At 48.3% G+C, this 16,844-nt stretch carries 19 protein-coding genes; 1 reads left to right on the top strand and 18 read right to left on the bottom strand.

Features of this window, described 5'->3' with window-relative positions; all coding sequences use genetic code 11:
- Positions 1-444: 444 nt before the first annotated feature.
- The 15 genes from M0Q40_04670 to M0Q40_04600 form a co-directional block, all read right to left on the bottom strand.
- Positions 445-663, bottom strand: a complete 219-nt coding sequence (locus M0Q40_04670; GenBank protein MCK9221906.1) for a hypothetical protein — start codon at positions 661-663, stop codon at positions 445-447.
- 93 nt (positions 664-756) lie between these two features.
- Positions 757-1,977: a flagellin gene (locus M0Q40_04665; protein MCK9221905.1), complete on the bottom strand. Its 1,221-nt coding sequence runs from the start codon at positions 1,975-1,977 to the stop codon at positions 757-759.
- Between the two features lie 152 nt (positions 1,978-2,129).
- The gene (locus tag M0Q40_04660) at positions 2,130-2,564 is read right to left on the bottom strand and encodes a DUF6470 family protein (GenBank protein ID MCK9221904.1); all 435 of its coding nucleotides are present in this window, start codon (positions 2,562-2,564) and stop codon (positions 2,130-2,132) included.
- 6 nt (positions 2,565-2,570) lie between these two features.
- Entirely contained in the window at positions 2,571-3,455 is an 885-nt protein-coding gene (flgL, locus tag M0Q40_04655) for a flagellar hook-associated protein FlgL (protein ID MCK9221903.1), read from the bottom strand.
- Between the two features lie 11 nt (positions 3,456-3,466).
- Entirely contained in the window at positions 3,467-4,831 is a 1,365-nt protein-coding gene (gene flgK, locus M0Q40_04650) for a flagellar hook-associated protein FlgK (GenBank protein ID MCK9221902.1), read from the bottom strand.
- 58 nt (positions 4,832-4,889) lie between these two features.
- Entirely contained in the window at positions 4,890-5,972 is a 1,083-nt protein-coding gene (locus tag M0Q40_04645) for an HD-GYP domain-containing protein (GenBank protein ID MCK9221901.1), read from the bottom strand.
- Positions 5,973-5,978: 6 nt separating this feature from the next.
- Positions 5,979-6,413, bottom strand: coding sequence for a flagellar export protein FliJ (fliJ, locus tag M0Q40_04640; GenBank protein ID MCK9221900.1), 435 nt, complete (start codon positions 6,411-6,413; stop codon positions 5,979-5,981).
- Between the two features lie 6 nt (positions 6,414-6,419).
- Positions 6,420-6,689, bottom strand: a complete 270-nt coding sequence (gene flgM / locus M0Q40_04635) for a flagellar biosynthesis anti-sigma factor FlgM (GenBank protein ID MCK9221899.1) — start codon at positions 6,687-6,689, stop codon at positions 6,420-6,422.
- 33 nt (positions 6,690-6,722) lie between these two features.
- Positions 6,723-7,805: a chemotaxis response regulator protein-glutamate methylesterase gene (locus M0Q40_04630; protein ID MCK9221898.1), complete on the bottom strand. Its 1,083-nt coding sequence runs from the start codon at positions 7,803-7,805 to the stop codon at positions 6,723-6,725.
- Positions 7,806-7,842: 37 nt separating this feature from the next.
- Positions 7,843-8,316, bottom strand: coding sequence for a chemotaxis protein CheD (locus tag M0Q40_04625; GenBank protein MCK9221897.1), 474 nt, complete (start codon positions 8,314-8,316; stop codon positions 7,843-7,845).
- A gap of 5 nt (positions 8,317-8,321) precedes the next feature.
- Positions 8,322-8,924 carry a chemotaxis protein CheC gene (locus M0Q40_04620; GenBank protein ID MCK9221896.1) on the bottom strand — a complete coding sequence of 201 codons (603 nt, stop codon included), beginning with the start codon at positions 8,922-8,924 and terminating at the stop codon, positions 8,322-8,324.
- The gene (locus tag M0Q40_04615) at positions 8,924-9,289 is read right to left on the bottom strand and encodes a response regulator (GenBank protein ID MCK9221895.1); all 366 of its coding nucleotides are present in this window, start codon (positions 9,287-9,289) and stop codon (positions 8,924-8,926) included. Before M0Q40_04615 ends, M0Q40_04620 begins: the two co-directional genes overlap by 1 nt.
- Positions 9,290-9,291: 2 nt before the next feature.
- The gene (locus tag M0Q40_04610; protein ID MCK9221894.1) at positions 9,292-11,256 is read right to left on the bottom strand and encodes a chemotaxis protein CheA; all 1,965 of its coding nucleotides are present in this window, start codon (positions 11,254-11,256) and stop codon (positions 9,292-9,294) included.
- A gap of 117 nt (positions 11,257-11,373) precedes the next feature.
- A complete protein-coding gene (locus tag M0Q40_04605) occupies positions 11,374-12,966 on the bottom strand; it encodes a methyl-accepting chemotaxis protein (protein ID MCK9221893.1) in 1,593 nt (530 codons plus the stop codon).
- 29 nt (positions 12,967-12,995) lie between these two features.
- The gene (locus M0Q40_04600) at positions 12,996-13,481 is read right to left on the bottom strand and encodes a chemotaxis protein CheW (GenBank protein MCK9221892.1); all 486 of its coding nucleotides are present in this window, start codon (positions 13,479-13,481) and stop codon (positions 12,996-12,998) included.
- Between the two features lie 448 nt (positions 13,482-13,929).
- On the opposite strand from M0Q40_04600, the gene M0Q40_04595 reads away from it, so the two are divergent.
- The gene (locus M0Q40_04595; GenBank protein ID MCK9221891.1) at positions 13,930-14,271 is read left to right on the top strand and encodes a helix-turn-helix transcriptional regulator; all 342 of its coding nucleotides are present in this window, start codon (positions 13,930-13,932) and stop codon (positions 14,269-14,271) included.
- A gap of 165 nt (positions 14,272-14,436) precedes the next feature.
- Here the strand turns inward: M0Q40_04595 and M0Q40_04590 are convergent, their stop codons facing one another.
- The 3 genes from M0Q40_04590 to M0Q40_04580 are packed head-to-tail and all read right to left on the bottom strand — an operon-like array spanning position 14,437 to position 16,828.
- Entirely contained in the window at positions 14,437-14,907 is a 471-nt protein-coding gene (locus M0Q40_04590; GenBank protein ID MCK9221890.1) for a ribonuclease H-like YkuK family protein, read from the bottom strand.
- Between the two features lie 46 nt (positions 14,908-14,953).
- The gene (gene rsmA, locus M0Q40_04585; GenBank protein ID MCK9221889.1) at positions 14,954-15,817 is read right to left on the bottom strand and encodes a 16S rRNA (adenine(1518)-N(6)/adenine(1519)-N(6))-dimethyltransferase RsmA; all 864 of its coding nucleotides are present in this window, start codon (positions 15,815-15,817) and stop codon (positions 14,954-14,956) included.
- A gap of 9 nt (positions 15,818-15,826) precedes the next feature.
- On the bottom strand, positions 15,827-16,828 hold the full coding sequence (locus tag M0Q40_04580) for a G5 domain-containing protein (GenBank protein ID MCK9221888.1): 1,002 nt from the start codon (positions 16,826-16,828) through the stop codon (positions 15,827-15,829).
- Positions 16,829-16,844: the final 16 nt, after the last annotated feature.

Below are 16,844 nucleotides of genomic sequence, written 5' to 3'. Positions count from 1 at the left end.
GATAATTTGAGCAAAACGGTGACAAAGAGGGTGGCCTTCTAGTCCGTGACAGTGGCCTTATCTGACCGTGAGGGTGGCCCTCTTTCTCCGTGAAGGTGGCCTTATTCGATCGGAATACTCACTCAAACAATCCTCCCTATCCTACGGGTACATATGAATGGATGATGTTTTGGAAATGTGCATAGATTTTGAGCAGCAAGTTCTGTCCATCAGTTGCTCATGCATTTTTCATAACAGGGCAATACTGGGCGGACATAGAAACACCCTCACACGCAAAAAAGCCCGCTAAACGGGCATATCAGCACCAGACAACACTATAGAACATTAGTTCTATCGATTCCCACCTTCGGCACCACAAGAGAAACAGACCCCGGCTTAACGGGGTCTGAACTTGAAGGAGATTTGACTAAAAGTAGGCAAAAATTACGGTCCAGTGACACTTGATTAGCCGTTGAGATAATCAATAACCTCTTTTTTTGAGACAAATTGCCCATTTCTTGTGCTGCAGGCCTGATTTCCTCTTCCCCAATTCCCCACCCAATAAACATATACATCACGCATCTGGCCTTGCAAATGCTTCACCAAAGCGCGAAGCTTTTCTTCGGACGCCTTATCGGCATCCACATTTAGCAGCTCATACATAATCCCTTTTTCTTCGGGCATCTTATTCACCTCCATGTTATCCCTCTTTTCAGTCAACGCCTTTCAAAAAAGAAAGGCCCCTCGCGGAGCCCTTCTATAAACTTACCTATCAAACTATCCAAGCAACTGCAGCACACTTTGAGGAGCCATATTTGCTTGGGCCAACATAGCGGTTGCAGCTTGTTGGAGAATGTTGTTCTTGGTGAATGCCATGATCTCTTCAGCCATATCAAGGTCACGGATCCGAGACTCAGCAGCTTGGAGGTTCTCAGCGGAGGTGCCGAGATTGGCGATGGTATGCTCGAGACGGTTCTGTATAGCGCCCAGCTTTGAACGCTCAGCAGATACCAACTCAATTGCATCGTTGATGTTCGTGATCGCTGCATCAGCGCCCTTCTGAGTCAAGACACCAACATTACCAGCACCGAGTTGATTCTCAACGTCGTCATCTGTTAGATCTGAATCAAGCCCATCGATGTCGCTATCCGCAACCTCCAAAGAACTAATGTTTGTCGCAGTTCCACTGCCAGAGGTAGCTGCCACCAGATCGATTTCGACGCTATCCTCCGATTCGGGAGCATCGGTAAACGTCAGTGTAACGCCTAGAACCACAGCCCCTGAATTGAGATCGGTCCAATCTTCTCCATCTGTCGAGTATTGGTACTTATAAGTATCCTCTCCAGCAGCTACCGACTGCAGATACAGCTTCCCATTAGTTGTCCCAGAATACGTCCCATTTAGGGTAATGCTTTTCCCACCCACTTCTTGAGTGGTATTTGTGAACGACGTTGCAGGTGTACCAGTTCCACCTGCCCCGCCAGACTTGGTCAAAGTCCCAAGTTGATCGGTGCTCATGGCATTGATGCTGATGTCCATGTTATCGCCTTGGTTGGCACCAATGTGAAACTTGCCGCTGAAGTTTCCATCGAGAAGCTTCTTTGTATTAAAGTAAGTCTTATCAGCAATCCTGTCGATTTCGTCAAGCAACTGGTTGATTTCCTTCTGGATCTCTTTGCGGTCTGTAAGAGTATTCGTATCGGTGGAAGCCTGTGTGGCTAGTTCCCGCATTCTCTGGAGAATAGCGTGGGTTTCATTCAGAGCACCTTCAGCAGTCTGAATCAGGGAAATGCCGTCCTGTGCATTTCTCTGAGCCTGCTTCAAGCCACGAATCTGACCACGCATTTTCTCAGAGATTGCAAGACCTGCTGCGTCATCACCAGCACGGTTAATTCTCATACCGCTGGAGAGTCTTTCCATGGACTTTGAGCTGTTAGCTTGGTTTACACCCAACTGACGATGTGCGTTTAGCGCCATAATGTTATTGTTAATTCGCATTGTTTTTCCTCCTTACGTTAGTCTCTTGCTTGATGATAACTCCGCACTAGCTTGTGCAGAATTCTTGTTAACTGAGCTAAATATTGGGCTCACTAGCAATATCGGGGTTGTATTGGTTTCTGTTTAGCCCCTGGTTCAATTCGTAGAACAATTTAAGTATATACGTCAATAGCGCGACTTGTGGAATGCTTCGTAGTTTTTTGGTAAACTAGTTCAATGTTCACTGAACCTGGGATACTGGCTAGTTGGAACCAGCCAGATTGAACGGATAGTGCCGGGGGATGCTTTGGTGCAGTATCGACGTTAATGGCAGTACTTCTCTTTGCAGGAGGTTCTAGCAGAACGGCTGCCTTAGACGTGATTTCCTTTCGATGTCGATCCCCTTGTCGTGCTGTTTTGGCGATACCTTCGTCGACTGCTTGACGAGCCCTTTGGCTCAACTCTCGGTTTAATCTCTGGACACCTTTTAGCCCAATATCCGCAAGGGGCTCCGTGATGTCTACTTGGATCCGATCCAAACGGTAACTAATATCTATTTCGCTTGCTGTAATGTCAATTCTAAGTTGCCTTAGCTCACCGATGGACATTTTCGTCTACCGTAGGAAGTCTATTAACGAGGGCTGAATAATCCGGGCCCCAGTTGCTAGTGACGCGGTATAAACATTTTCCTTGGTTTTGGCCTGCATGATCGCTTCAGCAACGTCTGTGTCCTCGTTGTTCGACAGTAATGACTTCAGGTTTAGCTCTGTCTCTTTGAGCCGCTCTTTAACACTACTCAAGTGATTATACTTCGCGCCTACTTCAGCTCGGTAGCGTAAGGTGTGATCGATGGATTTATCTAGGGTCCCGATACACTCATCTAGTTTCTCCGGATTGGATACTAACGCATCTTCTAGGGCTTTGAGTACATCAAATAAAGACGTGTCTTGATCAATGAAGAAGACATCCTGACCGGATAGACCTACTTCAATACGCACATAAGGACTAATTTCAAATTCGGGAACATCATTTGTTCCTAGGAATTGGATCTCATCACCTGCAGACTGGAAAGGTAAGGTAGCCACCTTTTTGCCCGCAAAGGCATACTTGGTACCAGAGGATACATTTCCCGCTGAGACAAGCTGTTCAATAAGGCCGGTAACTTCAGCGGCAATCGCTTGCCGATCGGTGGGTGTTAAGGGAGTGTTACCCTTGATCGCTAGATCTCGGGCCCGATCGAGCACGGAACTCACATTGGCTAACGCGGTCTCGCTCGCCTCAAAGATAGCTAGGGCCTCGTTAATATTCTTCTCATACTGGGCATTCTCAGCAAGTTTTGCCTTTAGGGTCATACTACGGGTTACACCACTCGGATCGTCTGAGGGCCTTTGAAATCTCTTGCCGGTGGCCAATTGCTGGTAATACCTATCTAGCTCCCTCAGATTATTGTGTAGGTTCGCAACGAAGTTATTCACCATCATCTGGTTTGTAATGCGCATGGTACATCCTCCTATCTACCGGTCCGCTCGATTAGGGTGGTAAGCATCTCATCGATTACGCTTACAACCCGGGCAGATGCGTTAAAGGCATGCTGGTACTTGATAATATTTGCCACCTCTTCATCCAAGGATACTCCCGAGGTGCTGTAGCGCAGGTTCCCTAGTTGTCTAACCAGCATGGTCTGATTGGTCGTCATGTTCTCCGCATGTCGGGCCTCAACACCTAGGCCGGCAATCAGAGCAGTGAAGTATTCCTGGTAGTTGGCCTTTCCGCCGTCAATAATCCGGGCATCCATTTTCTCAAGGAGCAACAGAGCATTTCCGGCGTTTCCTTCTTCATCAGCGGTGTCACTTGCAGCGATCTTGTTGTAATCAGCAGCTATCTCTGGGGCAAGCTGGATGTCTCCAGCACCAGTTCCGGTGAAGAGATCTAACCCCGTACTGCCATCAAGACCGTAACCAGTCCGGTGTACCTCGTTTAACCCGGTGATCAAGCCTGTGGCTAGTTTATCCAGGGCATCGAGGTATTCAGGGATAGTCTTATGATCCATATCTAGTAATGCTTGTAATCCACCTGCTTTTAGATCCACGGAACTGCTGTCTTCCCAAACGATACTGCTATTTTCATCGGTGGTTAGAGCACTGATATGATTAGCTTGATTGTCAGTCACCAACACCTTGCCGCCAATGGTGATCGTCATACTGTTGTTGGGCTCAATGGAGTATTCATAGTCTACAAGGAATGACAACTGGTCGAGGAGTAGATCCCGCCGGTCTAGTAGATCATTAGCATTTCTGCTAGTGGTAACTAGCTTTGAGATCTGTCGGTTGAGGGCGGCGATCTCATCGGCAATACCGTTTACTTCCCTGACGGTGATATCTATTTCCGAATGAATCTGGTTCTTTAGATCTTCCACCTGGCGGTACACATGCGAGATAACCTCTGTAAGTGCCTTGCCTTGTTGTTGGAGACTGGCCCGTACAGCAGAGCTTTGGGGGTTAGTCGTCAAATCATGCAGGGCCTTCCTGAACTCGGTAATCGCTTGATCGATTCCGGTCTTACCTGGCTCATTCATGATGAACTCGATTTGTTCAATGGACATGCGGTGCACGTCCCAGTAGCCAAGGTTTTGACTCTCCTGCCGGTACTGGGCGTCGTAGAAGGGGTTTCGCGCCCGTTGGATGTGGCTCATTACCACACCGTTACCTACAACACCTTTGGTAGTCTTAGTGACAAAGGAACTAACCTGGATTCCCTCCTGGCGAGAGTATCCTACGCTACCATCATTGGCGATATTATGATTAGCTATATTCAGCTGGTTCCTTTGTACCTGCATGCTTCTTTTGGCAATTTCTAATCCGTTAAACAGACTCATGTGGCCACCCTCTTACATAGGTTCTTGCCACGATCATCGGTTTTTGGGAGGGGTTTGTTTAGAAAGATGCTTGTGAATCTCGTAGGGAGATGACTTCTTCATTGATTCTGCGTCCGTCAGAGGCAAGATTGACGGTGATAGGTTTCTTGTACCTATTACCCGTAGGGTCAGCGATTAGATTAACAACAGGCTGATCCTGATGCTCCCAATTCAGGCGAATGACAACACCAAGCTCTCCTGAATCTAACTTGACGTAGGCTCCAACCGGATACTCAGCCACATACTCGCTAAGGGCCGAGAGCACGCTTTCATCAAATTGGTGTTGGTTGTCGTTGAGGAACTTCCTGGCTTGAGAGAAACCCAACCCTTTTCGGTAAACCCGATCAGATGTGATAGCATCAAACACATCAGCAACAGCAACAATACGACTGAAGATATGAGTGTCCCTGCCCTGTATACCAGCAGGGTAACCCGTGCCATCGATCCGCTCATGGTGTTGGAGAGCCACAATCGCCGCCCGGTAATCCAAAGAACTACGTTGGACAAGCATCTGGTAACCGTCTCGGGCATGTTCTTTGACAATTTGGTATTCTTCTTTTGTCAGTCTTGCCGGTTTACACAGGATTTCCTGGGAAACCAAGGTCTTGCCGATGTCATGTAAGGCAGCCCCCATACCTACTATGCGGATATCCCTAGTTGGCAACCGCAGAGAGCGGGCCATGAGTACAGAAACAACACAGCAATCAACACAATGCAAGAATGTGTAGTTGTCGTGATTCCGGATCTCAGATAGGCTGAAAACAATGGACTGGTTCACCAAAAGCTCGTCCACAAGAGCGTTTACTGACTGCTCTACCTCAGTCAGATCCGTCAACTGCTCCGGGCCCCGTTTGGTAAACAGATCACGTAGGGAGCTAGTCACCCGGGTCTTCGTCTGATTGGAGACGGGCTGGATCACCTCAATCTCTGCCTCCCAGGGCTCACCAACATAAATCGAAGGATAACCTAGCTCATAGATTCTTTGGATATATCTTTCAGTTAATTGTGTGCCGGCCTTTAGTAGCACCCTCCCGGTACTGTCCTCAATGGAGCGGACCAGATACATACCAGGCCGTACCTCGTCAATGGGCAAGCGTTCCAAACTCTACTATCCTCTCTCGCCACGTACTCTAGCAAAGCTGGCAAATTCATCAAGCATCTTCTGCTCTTGCCTTTGCATCGCCTTTCTATGCATTTCCCGTTGTCGTTCCTTGAGTAAGGCCAAAACCTTACAGTTCTTTGTGGTCTGTTGTAGTTGATCCTGCTGTTGTTCGTGGGTTAAAGCCGCTACTTCCAGCTCTTGATGAGCCCGCGTTAGAGCGCGGCTAAGCCCCTGCCTATAATCGCTATTAAGCTGCATATACACAACGGAGGATTCCTCCTTACAGTTGAAGGCATCCTGCCGGTCTTGATGCAACTTGGCTATACGTTGGGCTTTCTTTTCGACAGCCAATAGGGCCTTGGCTGTCTCGGCCTGTTTTTGTTTCTTCTCCGCTTCATGTAGTTGGAGAAGTTTGTCTAAAGAAAACTGAAAGGAGCGCATCGTCCATTACCTAAAAAAATCGATGATGCTACCGGCGATCTTCTCTGGATCCAGTATATACTTGCCAGCATCGACTTTTTCCTTGATCGCTTCTACTTTACCGGACTCATCTACTGAAGTGGCCGGAGTTTTTGCCAACAGCCGTTTTGCTCCTTCAGAAATGGATACCCGATCGCTGTTTTGCTCTTGAACCCTTTGATTAGGCTTACCTTTGCTTAGGGCTTGCCTTTGGGCAATCGGCTCAACACCAGCTAAAGTTGTTTTCTCAACCTTCATGATGACACTCCCCCTCAAGTGACCCTCTTCAGATTATCTTTCGGTTAGATAGGGTAATCTGTTTAGTTTTGGGGAATCTCCCTTCTCCAAGCCCTTGATATACCAATTCAAGAACTCCGCTATTCCATTGATCGGCAGACTAAGATGGGCCGTACCATTTTCCTTTACTGCCTTAGGCATCCCATATACAACCGAAGTTGCCTCATCCTGTGCCACCACCAATCCTCCCGCTCGCTTAGCCTGGACACATCCAGCTGCTCCATCCCGGCCCATCCCAGTGAGGATGACAGCCACCATCTGCGGACCGTATACCTGTGCCGCCGAGGAGATCATCACATCGATTGAAGGCCGAATGTGCGTATCCTTCTCCTCGGTGGTAAGCTCTACCGAACAGCGATTGGTAACTCGCATATGATAATCCCCCGGGGTCAGTAGTGCAAGCCCCTGGTTGAGGGTATCACCGGTCTTTGCCTCCCTCACCTCTAGGGGGCAAGTATCGTTTAGTCGTTGCGCCAAAGATGCGGTAAACTGACCGGGCATGTGCTGGCTGATAATTATACCGGCAGGAAGATCCGGTGCTAACCCCGCAAGCAAAATCTCCAAAGCCCGCGGCCCCCCAGTTGAGGAACCAATGGCAATAAGCCGGGCTGCTCCATCGGCACAAGCGCGTACCGACGGAAGGGGTTTTGTCGGTAGTCCCCCCACTAACCCGGTCATATTCGCAGTGGCAGCTGTCTTAACTTTTAGGATAAGTTGATCCCTAAACTGCTCGATATTATCCCAGGCAATCGGTTTCGTTAAGAAATCTACGGCTCCAAGGAGGAGACCTTCGGTAGTAATATCACTGCCTTCCTTGGTGACACTGCTTAGTAAAACCACAGGGATTGGTCTTGTTTTCATCATTTCGCCCAGGGCGGTGATTCCATCCATCCCTGGCATATGAACATCTAGTGTCACCACATCAACCTTAACTTGACGAACTTTATCTAAAAACTCCAGCCCGTTGGCGGCGGTGGAAACGACCTCCAGATCTGGATCCTTTTCCAACAGATCTGAAATGAGCCGGCGCATAAAGGCAGAGTCATCTACTACCATTACCCTAACCTTGGTTGACAAAAAGTCTGCCCCCTCCATCAGTGGTAGTCTGTCTGCTCTACAGAGTGGTAATCTCACCTGCTTTGTTCACGATCACCAGTCCCGTAGCCACATCGATCGACATGGAGCGTCCTTTATTCCCACCCACGTCTTGACCGGACACCTTGACTCCTAATTCCTTCAGTTTGGTTTGCACTGCCAAAACGTTTTGCTCCCCCACATTAAGTAGGGGGCCTTCCATCCCCGAAAATAGCTGACCCCCGCCCGCTATTTTTGCATATAAGGTCCTCGGATGAGCTCCTTGCTGCAACATTTGCTTATAGAGAAGGGGCAGTGCAAGGTCCGCATACTTCCCCGGGTTTTCGTGTTTCTCCCGGCCATTTGCACTGGCTAAAAAGATATGGGATAATCCTGCTACTCTATTAATACTATCGTATAATGCCACACCGACACAAGAGCCAAGACCCAAAGTCTTGATGATCCCCAGTTCTTTAACGATGGCATACTCGCCCAAGCCAACAAGGTGTTCCATGTGCGCTACTCCAGTCTAAACTTATCGATCAGGATATCCAGGAAGGTGCTTTCTGGCAGAAACACAATGTGGCCTGTAGCCCGGTATTGCTCAAGCAGGAAAACCGACTCAACAACGATAACCTGATCACTTACAGTACCGCTTTCAACTAAGATGGAGTTGAGTACAGCCGCGCTTGGCCCGATAGCCATCCCTGCAACCGCTGGCACCAACTGCATGTCGCTGATGTCCGCTAAGGCATTAACGAAGGAGGCCGTCATGATATTGCTGGTCTCATCAATTGCTGAGCGGGACAGTTCATCCAGTCCTTGAAGGTGCTTGTCTAGCAGTCTACCAGCCATCACCAAAGCATCGTGCAGAGATTGGATAAACGCAATGGCACCTACATCCCCTTCAATCATCCGCAACGTCCCCACAATTTCCTCTTCCGGGTTAGGCAAAAGCTCAGCAAACTTACTGATGGGGCATAGTAAGGATGTGGGTACTTCAATACCCACCGCCTCATTTCCGAACATGCGGGATAAGGATGTGGCCGCGTTTCCTGTACCTATGTTGCTCAGTTCAAGCAACATATCCATTACTGCATCTTTAATCAACTCTTGGTTCATTAGCCCTCTAACGCCTTCCCCAAGGCCTCAATGACTCGTTCCTCTTCGAAAGGCTTGACGATGAAGTCTTTTGCACCGGAACTTAGCGCCTGAATAACCATTTGCTTTTGACCCATGGCGCTACAGACAATAATCAGTGCATTGGGGTCTTGTTCTCGTATTTTGGTAATTGCAGTGATGCCGTCCATTTTAGGCATTGTAATATCCATAGTCACAATATCTGGTTCCAACTCTTGGTATAGCTCAATGGCTTCTATCCCATTGCCTGCTTCTCCCACCACATTGAACCCATTTTGACTTAGGATCTTCTTCAGCATCATGCGCATAAAAGCGGTATCATCGACAATAAGTACGTTCTTAGCCAACGTTATCCCCTCCCCCGACCCGTGTGTAACAGATTGTTCACATCTATGATTAAGGCAACTTCACCACTTCCGAGGACTGTTGCGCCCGCAACACCTTCGTGATGCAACAGTTCCCGAGGCAAGGATTTAGTGACAACCTCCAGTTGCCCCAAAAGCTGATCCACTACCAGCCCAAGTTTCTGCCGGTTAGCCTCCACGATTACCACTGAAAGTACCGCACCCTCATCACGCTTCTCCCCGGTGAGAAGTTCCTGTAAAGGGATAATCGGAATGACTTCGCCCCGGAGGTTAAGCATTCCCTGTCCGTAAACTTGCTTGATGTCTTTGCTGCGGAGCCGTAGGTTTTCGATGACCACATCCACAGGTATTGCATAGTGAATGTCCTTTTCCTTTACCAATAAGGCTTGGGTGATCGAAAGGGTTAAAGGCAGTCTGATCGTTATTTGGGTATATTCATCTTTCCTAGTGTCAATATACACAGAACCTTTCATGGAGTCAACTGCCTTCTTGACCACATCCATCCCAACACCGCGTCCGGAAATATCTGTTACTTCTTTTTTGGTGCTAAGACCCGCATGAAAAACGTATTGGACAATGTCCTCCTCAGACAAACTCTGGGCCTGTTGCTTAGTGATTAGGCCATTGCTTATGGCCTTCTCCCGGACACGATTAACATCGATACCCGCTCCATCGTCCTTGACCTCGATCACCACATAGCTACCCTCTTGATAAGCAGATAGGGTTACCTTGGCTTGGCTGGGCTTGCCCTTTTTCACTCGCTCATCCACCGATTCGACACCGTGATCAATGGCATTGCGGACTAGGTGAACCAAGGGATCGGCTAGATGATTCACGATGGACCGGTCCAGTTCGGTATCCTCACCGAGCATTTCCAATTGTACGTCCTTGTTATGCTCGATACTAAAGTTTCGTACCATGCGGGGAAAGCGATCGAATAGTTCCCGAATCGGTACCATCCGTAGTTTCATAATCCCCCGGTACAAATCTGTAGTTAGGCGATCCAAGCGTCGCACTGCCTCTACGAGGTCGCTATCCTTCGTTTGGTCTAGGAGCTCCATAATGTTATTACGCGTGATGGTCAACTCACCAGTCAAGTTCACCAGTGCATCGATCCGCTGGGTATCCACCCGGATGAAGTCCCGGACTTTGGGAATAACCTTGTCCGGGGAGGCATCCTTGGTATTGTCTGACTGGGAATCATCCTCCATCTGATCAAAGTTTAGGATCTCCACTCTAAAAGAAGCCAGATCCGGGATACCTGCCAAGGTATGTTCGACTTTCTCTTGGGGATGAGAGCTTACCAACACCAGGCCGAAACTATGGCCAAATCGTTCTTCTTCAATATCTTCAACGGGGGGAAAACTTTTCACGATCTCACCAAGTTCACCTAGGGCACGATGGACTGTATAGGCTCGCACTGATTTCATGCGGACATTATCGACGAGGTGCACATCAACACGGTAAATCGTCCCATCGGTGACCGTTTTTTGAAGGAGCTCTACCTCCCATTGGGCTAAGCGAACATCGGGCATTTCCTCATCCGGGTAAACGGCGGTATCCCCATCTCCAATGACGGCATGAATCTTATCCGTTAGGTCCCTTCTAGGATCCGGTTTGTAACTGCTAGGATCCTTGGAGAATTTGTCAAGCATATTCTCCATGGCTTCAACGGCCTGCAAGAGTACGGTGATTGCTTGAGAAGAGACGCTTAGGGTCTGTTTGCGGAACTGGTCCAGTAAAGTCTCCATCTCATGGGCTAAAGATGATAGATCCTCCAAACCAACCGTAGCCGACATACCCTTTAGGCTGTGGGCAGCCCGAAAGAGTTCAGCCAAAACCTCCTGGTCATGGGGGTTTTTCTCCAGCAATAGGAGGTAATCCCCAAGGGCATTTAGGTATTCGGTAGCTTCTGCAGTAAACATCGCCTGATACTCGCTTAGATCCACATCTACCCCTCCTTGCATTTATCTCCCAAATCGTAATATCGGTATTTGTTCTTCCTTTGTTAAGGTGTGCGGCGGTACTGATGTCTGTTCAATAGCAAACATCAGTACCTATGTTTTCTACAAAGTGAAGGACTCGATCGAACGGTCCAGCTGTTGTCCCAAAGAGGCCAGGTTTTGGGCTAGATCCCTCACCTGCTCCACAGCGCTGGATTGTTTTTGCACAGCCCCAGCGATCTGTTGACTACCTGCGGCCATCTCTTGGGATGCCGAAGAAACTTCTTGAATCGAGCTGGCTGCTATGTCCGCGGACGCTGATACCTCTGCAAAGAGTTGGTTGATCCTATCTACGGTCTCTACACCGGAATCAAGCTCTTGGGCTGCTCCTTCTGTGTTTTCCGAGGCTGTTTTCGCTTCTTTTTGGACCTTTTCTAGGAGTATGCTGATCTCCTCGGCTGATTGCCGGGACTGTTCCGCAAGTTTCCGTACCTCATCGGCCACCACGGCAAAACCTCGTCCATGTTCTCCGGCTCTAGCCGCTTCAATCGCGGCATTAAGCGCCAAGAGGTTGGTCTGCTCAGCAATTTGGGTAATCATATCAATGATCTTGTAGATCTGACCGGCATCTTCGTTAAGCTCAGCCACAGATTCAATTGATAGGGCTGCTGCCTTCTGCACATCTTTCATTAAGTTCACGGCCTCTAGCATCTGTTGATGGGCACTTTGAGAGCCTTGGGCCCCTTGTACCGATGCTGCAGCTACCGACTGGGCGTTCCCGCTAACTTGTTGTGTACTTGCAGCTAGCTGCTGAACCGCGGCAGCAAATTGTTGGGTAAGGGCACTGGTCTCCTGGGCCGTTGCAGCTAACTGTTGACTACTTCCGGAGATCTCCCGGGCCACTTGGATGACTTGACCCACCAGTTCTCTAAGGCCTTCTCGCATTTCTTGTAACGAACGCCCCAGTTGACCGATTTCGTCCTTGTAATTGCTGGCGCTACGGGTCACACTGAAATTGCCCTTGGCTACCTCAGCGGCAGCCTCATTAAGCTCGTCAAGTCGGGTAGTGATGGTTCTAATGATGATGTATGATACACTTAGACCGATGACGGCTAAGATAATCGTCCAAGCAATCACTTTTCGTCGATTGGCGTCCTTAGCTAACCTAGCATTTTCATGCTCCGCTTCCATGTACTGATCACGTAACAGGGTTATTTCCGTTAGAGTCTCTATGGCATAGTCCGCGGTGTCTGTAGTGTCGTGTAGCAAGACAGAGAGGGATTGGGAGTTACTACGCTGCTCATGCAAAGCCTCCCATAGATTATCGATCTGCTCTTCAAAGGCTTCGAGGGTTGCCCCAAGAACGCTTCGTAAGTCTTTTTCCTTTGCGTCTATCGGCTCAGCCGTAAGATAATTCTCTAGGTTCTGTCTAAACCCCGCCACGCTGTCATTGGTCAAGGTTTCAAACTGTGAAAGGCTATCGCCAAGATCTGGTATTAATGCCAAAGCTGTTCCAAGTCGTACTTGTTGCAGGTGCAGTTGTGCTTGTAGGAGCTCATCACCAATTCGATTATCTTCGTAGGCAAGATCTAAGCTGCTCCCCACTGTATCAAGGGTTTTATTGCCCATATATCCAATAAAGATCATGCCAAAAAATAGGATGCCCGCTGTTAGCAGTAATTTTACTCCTATCGGTAAGTCATTTATAAATCTCATTTCTGCGACCCCCCAGGTCTTTTTTGTGTTTATTCCCCCTGTACCCTTACTGCCTCAATGGTCAATTGCTCTTCGCTGCCTAAAAGTTGTGCCAAGCGCAAAATGACTAGAATTCGACCATCGATCTTACCTATTCCTCTAATAAACTCAGTCCGCAACCCCGCAACATCTTGGGGAGGGGGCTCAATGGCCTCTTGCGAAAGCCGTAGTACCTCGGAAACTTCATCGACGATCAAACCAGTTAAGTTTCCTTGGGATTCAACGATCACAATCCGCGTGGATGGGGTTTCCTCGCCCCTTGGGATTCCAAACCGTTGCCGTAAACTAATGACCGGGATGATCTCGCCCCGTACATTGATAATACCTGTAATATAATCCGGAGCCTGCGGCAACTTCGTAATAGTAGCCATTTTGATAATCTCTTTGACCTGCATAATGTCAATGGCAAACTCTTCGTCTACGAGCGAAAACACTACAAACTGTAATTCCTGATCCTGGCTTCGTGGCTCAGTCAATAACTCCCCCTCCAATTGGTTCGTTCTATGTATGCGCGCAAAAACACACCTCCCTCGTGGATGTGTCTAGTACATAGTTATATCGGTGTTTTCTTGTGTTTGTTTAGCCTGGGGTCTATCAAATCGGCATTGGGGGAAGCAGGCTGAGTGGGACAGGTAACAGACTCCGCCGCATGGGTCAGTCTACACAAGACTGCCTCCCTTCGTTTTGTGTATGTAACCCCCTCCATTGAGGGCTTCCGAAGGCTGCACATATATCCCTCTGCAAACCTGGGGGGTCGCATTTTGGGATATATGTGCAATAAAGTGTTCGTCCTTGATACATATTCTACCATTAACATGGTGGATGTCAAGGCAATTACCCATTCATATCAATGTAGGTTGAGAGGATACCATACTATACTTATTATGACAGCATGTTTTTGAAAGACTGGAGGAATTATAAACAATGAATCAAGATCTGATTAGGGTGGGCCAACGTATCCGTTTACTGAGAATGTGTCGTGGTCTTACTCTGGAGGAACTAGCAGAGAAATCAGGGTTGTATCCCGGGTACATTGGGGATATTGAGCGGGGATGTGGCCGCAATCCTTCACTAAAAAGCCTTGCTAAAATCGCTTTGGCCTTAGATGTCGAATTGTACGAGCTTTTCGAGCCCGAATGTGATAGTGATACCGATAAGCAACTAGCCTTGTCAAAGCTAAATGCAATATGTTGTACCCAAAGCACCAAGGATATTGAATTCATCGCAGAGCTAGTCACATCACTCATCTCTTGGAAGAATGGCTAGCTGAAATAGGACCAAGGATGATGGTATGCACTGACATTAACGAATAATCTGTTATTATAAAGTAAAGTAAATAAAAGGTTAGCACCGGGTGGCCTTGTGGTAATAAGCGCACTTAAAGCTTGACAAAGCCATCGACAGTCAACCAGACTTTGGTCCGGAGAGTCATCACTTAGTATGCTTATCCGCTACATTGGAAGCGCCGTAGGACTCGGGCTTAATTTTTGCATCGAACCCGCTACCTACCACCATACCGACTACTTCACGGATTAATTCCTTAGTCTCGCCATTAGGACCCACATCCAAATGGATCTCGATATTCAGATCCCCAAAGCCGTTCTGGGCTAGAAGGGCGGTAATCTGACTGGCTACAGCTAGGCTGCGGGAGGTCTCGTAGAAAATCCGTTGACGCAAACTTGAAATGTAGCGGTGTTTTTCACGACTGTAGAAATAGCGCCCACCGCGGCCTTCCCGGTGAATAAGAATGGCTGTCACAAAGCAGGTGTCATCCCGGGTTTGGGAATCCGTACCAATAATTAACCGATACTTTATGGTGGGCATTTCTTGCATATAGGCAATAATCTGCTCAAAGACCCCATTGATTTCCATTGAACCGTAACTTGGACTGATAAACTCCATAATCTCGCCTTCCTAAAAACGAATGGCGGCTTTGATCAGGTGTCGGTTAAGTCTCTTCTAGTAAAACCTGTGCTATCTGATAAAATTCCTCTGGAGATAGGGTTTCTCCCCGACAATTAGGATCAATGGCTGCTTGTACAAGCACTTGGCTAATCCTCTCTGCTGACATGCCAAGGCCTGCTCTTAACGCATTGCTGATAATCTTGCGTCGCTGACCAAAAGCCGCCTTAACAACACGGAAGAAATACTCCTCATGGGTATCGGTAGGGAAGGATAAGCCCCCGGGAACAAGCCGAATCACCGCTGAATCGACCTCTGGCTTGGGGTAGAAGACCGTCCGGGGTACATAACAGACAAGCTCAGGTCTACTCTTGGCTTGTACCGCCACCGATAGCACTCCATATTCCTTGGTGTTGGGTTTTGCGATCATCCTTAATGCAACTTCCCTTTGCACCATGCAGGTGATATTTGCCAGTTCCACCCTTGCACCTAGCAAGTGCATAATAATCGGGCTTGTCACATAGTAGGGCAAATTCCCCACAGCTTTGATTATATCATAATCCGCCCCCGGGAGTACAAGGTCAGATATGGGTAGTTTTAGAATGTCCTCCCCTACGATGGTGATGTTGGAAAAACCCTCGAGGTTCTCTTCTAGGAGGGGAATAATCCGACGATCCTTTTCCACGGTAACCACATGCCCGGCCCTTTGTGCTAGGGCCTTGGTTAAGGTGCCCAGTCCTGCACCTATCTCGATTACGAGATCGCTTTTAGACGGGTCTACAGCATCGACGATCTTGTCCAAAATGTTGCCATCCACAAGAAAGTTTTGTCCGAGCTTCTTGCTTGGATAGACTTGATGTTGCTTCAACTTTTTTCTGATCACACTAACACTAGTGAGATTACTTTCCACGAAATTAGTTCACTCCAAAACGTATACTTTCACTCGGCGGCGCCCAAAGTGAACCGCCTCTCGGTAGGTATCGAAACAAAGATCTACAATGTTGCCCTTGATCGCCCCACCAATATCAGCGGCGACGGCAATACCGTAGCCAGGAATATACAAACGGGTCCCTAGGGGAATTAGACTTGGATCAACAGCTACCACCCCATAGCCGGCCTGTGCTCCGGTATAAGTAATTCCATCGGCCCATTTACCTGTACTTTCGGGCCCGGGGTAATATGCGGTAGCTTCCAGGTCTAGCACTTGGCGATAACGGATGGGCCCCGCAGGGGTATCGGTTGTATAAAACAAAATCTTCGTACCAACAGCTACTACCTGGGAAACGGGATCCTCGATCACTTCTTGGGAAATTAGCTCCTCACTTACAAGGACACCATTGTGATATGTCAGCTTGTAAACATCCTCACGGGTTCCGTTCCTGCCGGCCTGCACGGTCACCGTCTTACCCTTTTCCAAATCCCGATCAATCCGTTGGATTACCTTATAACCTAAAAGCACATGCTTCGCACTATATTGTTCTTCCACCCGTATAATGTTAACCCTCGAATCCTCGGTTAGCGTAGTAGCAAGTCCTGGTACCGCAAAATCCAGGGGACCTAGTTCTACTTCTAGTTCATGAAGAACATCAATAACCTTTGTCTCCGTCGTATGATGGATGTAGTTCTTCCCATCAACTTGTAGGTTTACGGTGAAGGACGGCTGCACGAAGATCTCCATCCCCGATACAATCTCTGTCTCCAAAGAAGGATATACTGCGTCGAAGGACGATAATACAATAGGGAACTCCGAGACTACCTCTCCTACGGTTTTAGCCTTGGTCTTTATTGGCCAACTGGTTTGGCCATAGACCACGACAACCTCACTGGCAAAGTCCCGATGCCCAGCACAGGTCAGTAGGGCAAGCATAGCTAAAGCAACCGTTAGCATCACTAACGGATGATGATAGCGAACAGACCGCATTGGTCTCCTCCTGTTT

The organism is Limnochordia bacterium (assembly GCA_023230925.1).
In the GTDB taxonomy this organism is placed as follows: Bacteria; Bacillota; Limnochordia; order DUMW01; family DUMW01; genus JALNWK01.
Note: the sequence above shows the minus strand (reverse complement) of the source record. Positions and strands in the feature narration are given on the sequence as shown.

What these genes read in the sequence shown, in the direction of transcription:
- M0Q40_04670 (MCK9221906.1), bottom strand. Translation starts at nt 663, where the DNA reads ATGCCCGAAGAAAAAGGGATTATGTATGAGCTGCTAAATGTGGATGCC.
- M0Q40_04665 (MCK9221905.1), bottom strand. Translation starts at nt 1,977, where the DNA reads ATGCGAATTAACAATAACATTATGGCGCTAAACGCACATCGTCAGTTG.
- M0Q40_04660 (MCK9221904.1), bottom strand. Translation starts at nt 2,564, where the DNA reads ATGTCCATCGGTGAGCTAAGGCAACTTAGAATTGACATTACAGCAAGC.
- flgL (MCK9221903.1), bottom strand. Translation starts at nt 3,455, where the DNA reads ATGCGCATTACAAACCAGATGATGGTGAATAACTTCGTTGCGAACCTA.
- flgK (MCK9221902.1), bottom strand. Translation starts at nt 4,831, where the DNA reads ATGAGTCTGTTTAACGGATTAGAAATTGCCAAAAGAAGCATGCAGGTA.
- fliJ (MCK9221900.1), bottom strand. Translation starts at nt 6,413, where the DNA reads ATGCGCTCCTTTCAGTTTTCTTTAGACAAACTTCTCCAACTACATGAA.
- flgM (MCK9221899.1), bottom strand. Translation starts at nt 6,689, where the DNA reads ATGAAGGTTGAGAAAACAACTTTAGCTGGTGTTGAGCCGATTGCCCAA.
- M0Q40_04625 (MCK9221897.1), bottom strand. Translation starts at nt 8,316, where the DNA reads ATGGAACACCTTGTTGGCTTGGGCGAGTATGCCATCGTTAAAGAACTG.
- M0Q40_04620 (MCK9221896.1), bottom strand. Translation starts at nt 8,924, where the DNA reads ATGAACCAAGAGTTGATTAAAGATGCAGTAATGGATATGTTGCTTGAA.
- M0Q40_04605 (MCK9221893.1), bottom strand. Translation starts at nt 12,966, where the DNA reads ATGAGATTTATAAATGACTTACCGATAGGAGTAAAATTACTGCTAACA.
- M0Q40_04595 (MCK9221891.1), top strand. Translation starts at nt 13,930, where the DNA reads ATGAATCAAGATCTGATTAGGGTGGGCCAACGTATCCGTTTACTGAGA.
- M0Q40_04590 (MCK9221890.1), bottom strand. Translation starts at nt 14,907, where the DNA reads ATGGAGTTTATCAGTCCAAGTTACGGTTCAATGGAAATCAATGGGGTC.
- M0Q40_04580 (MCK9221888.1), bottom strand. Translation starts at nt 16,828, where the DNA reads ATGCGGTCTGTTCGCTATCATCATCCGTTAGTGATGCTAACGGTTGCT.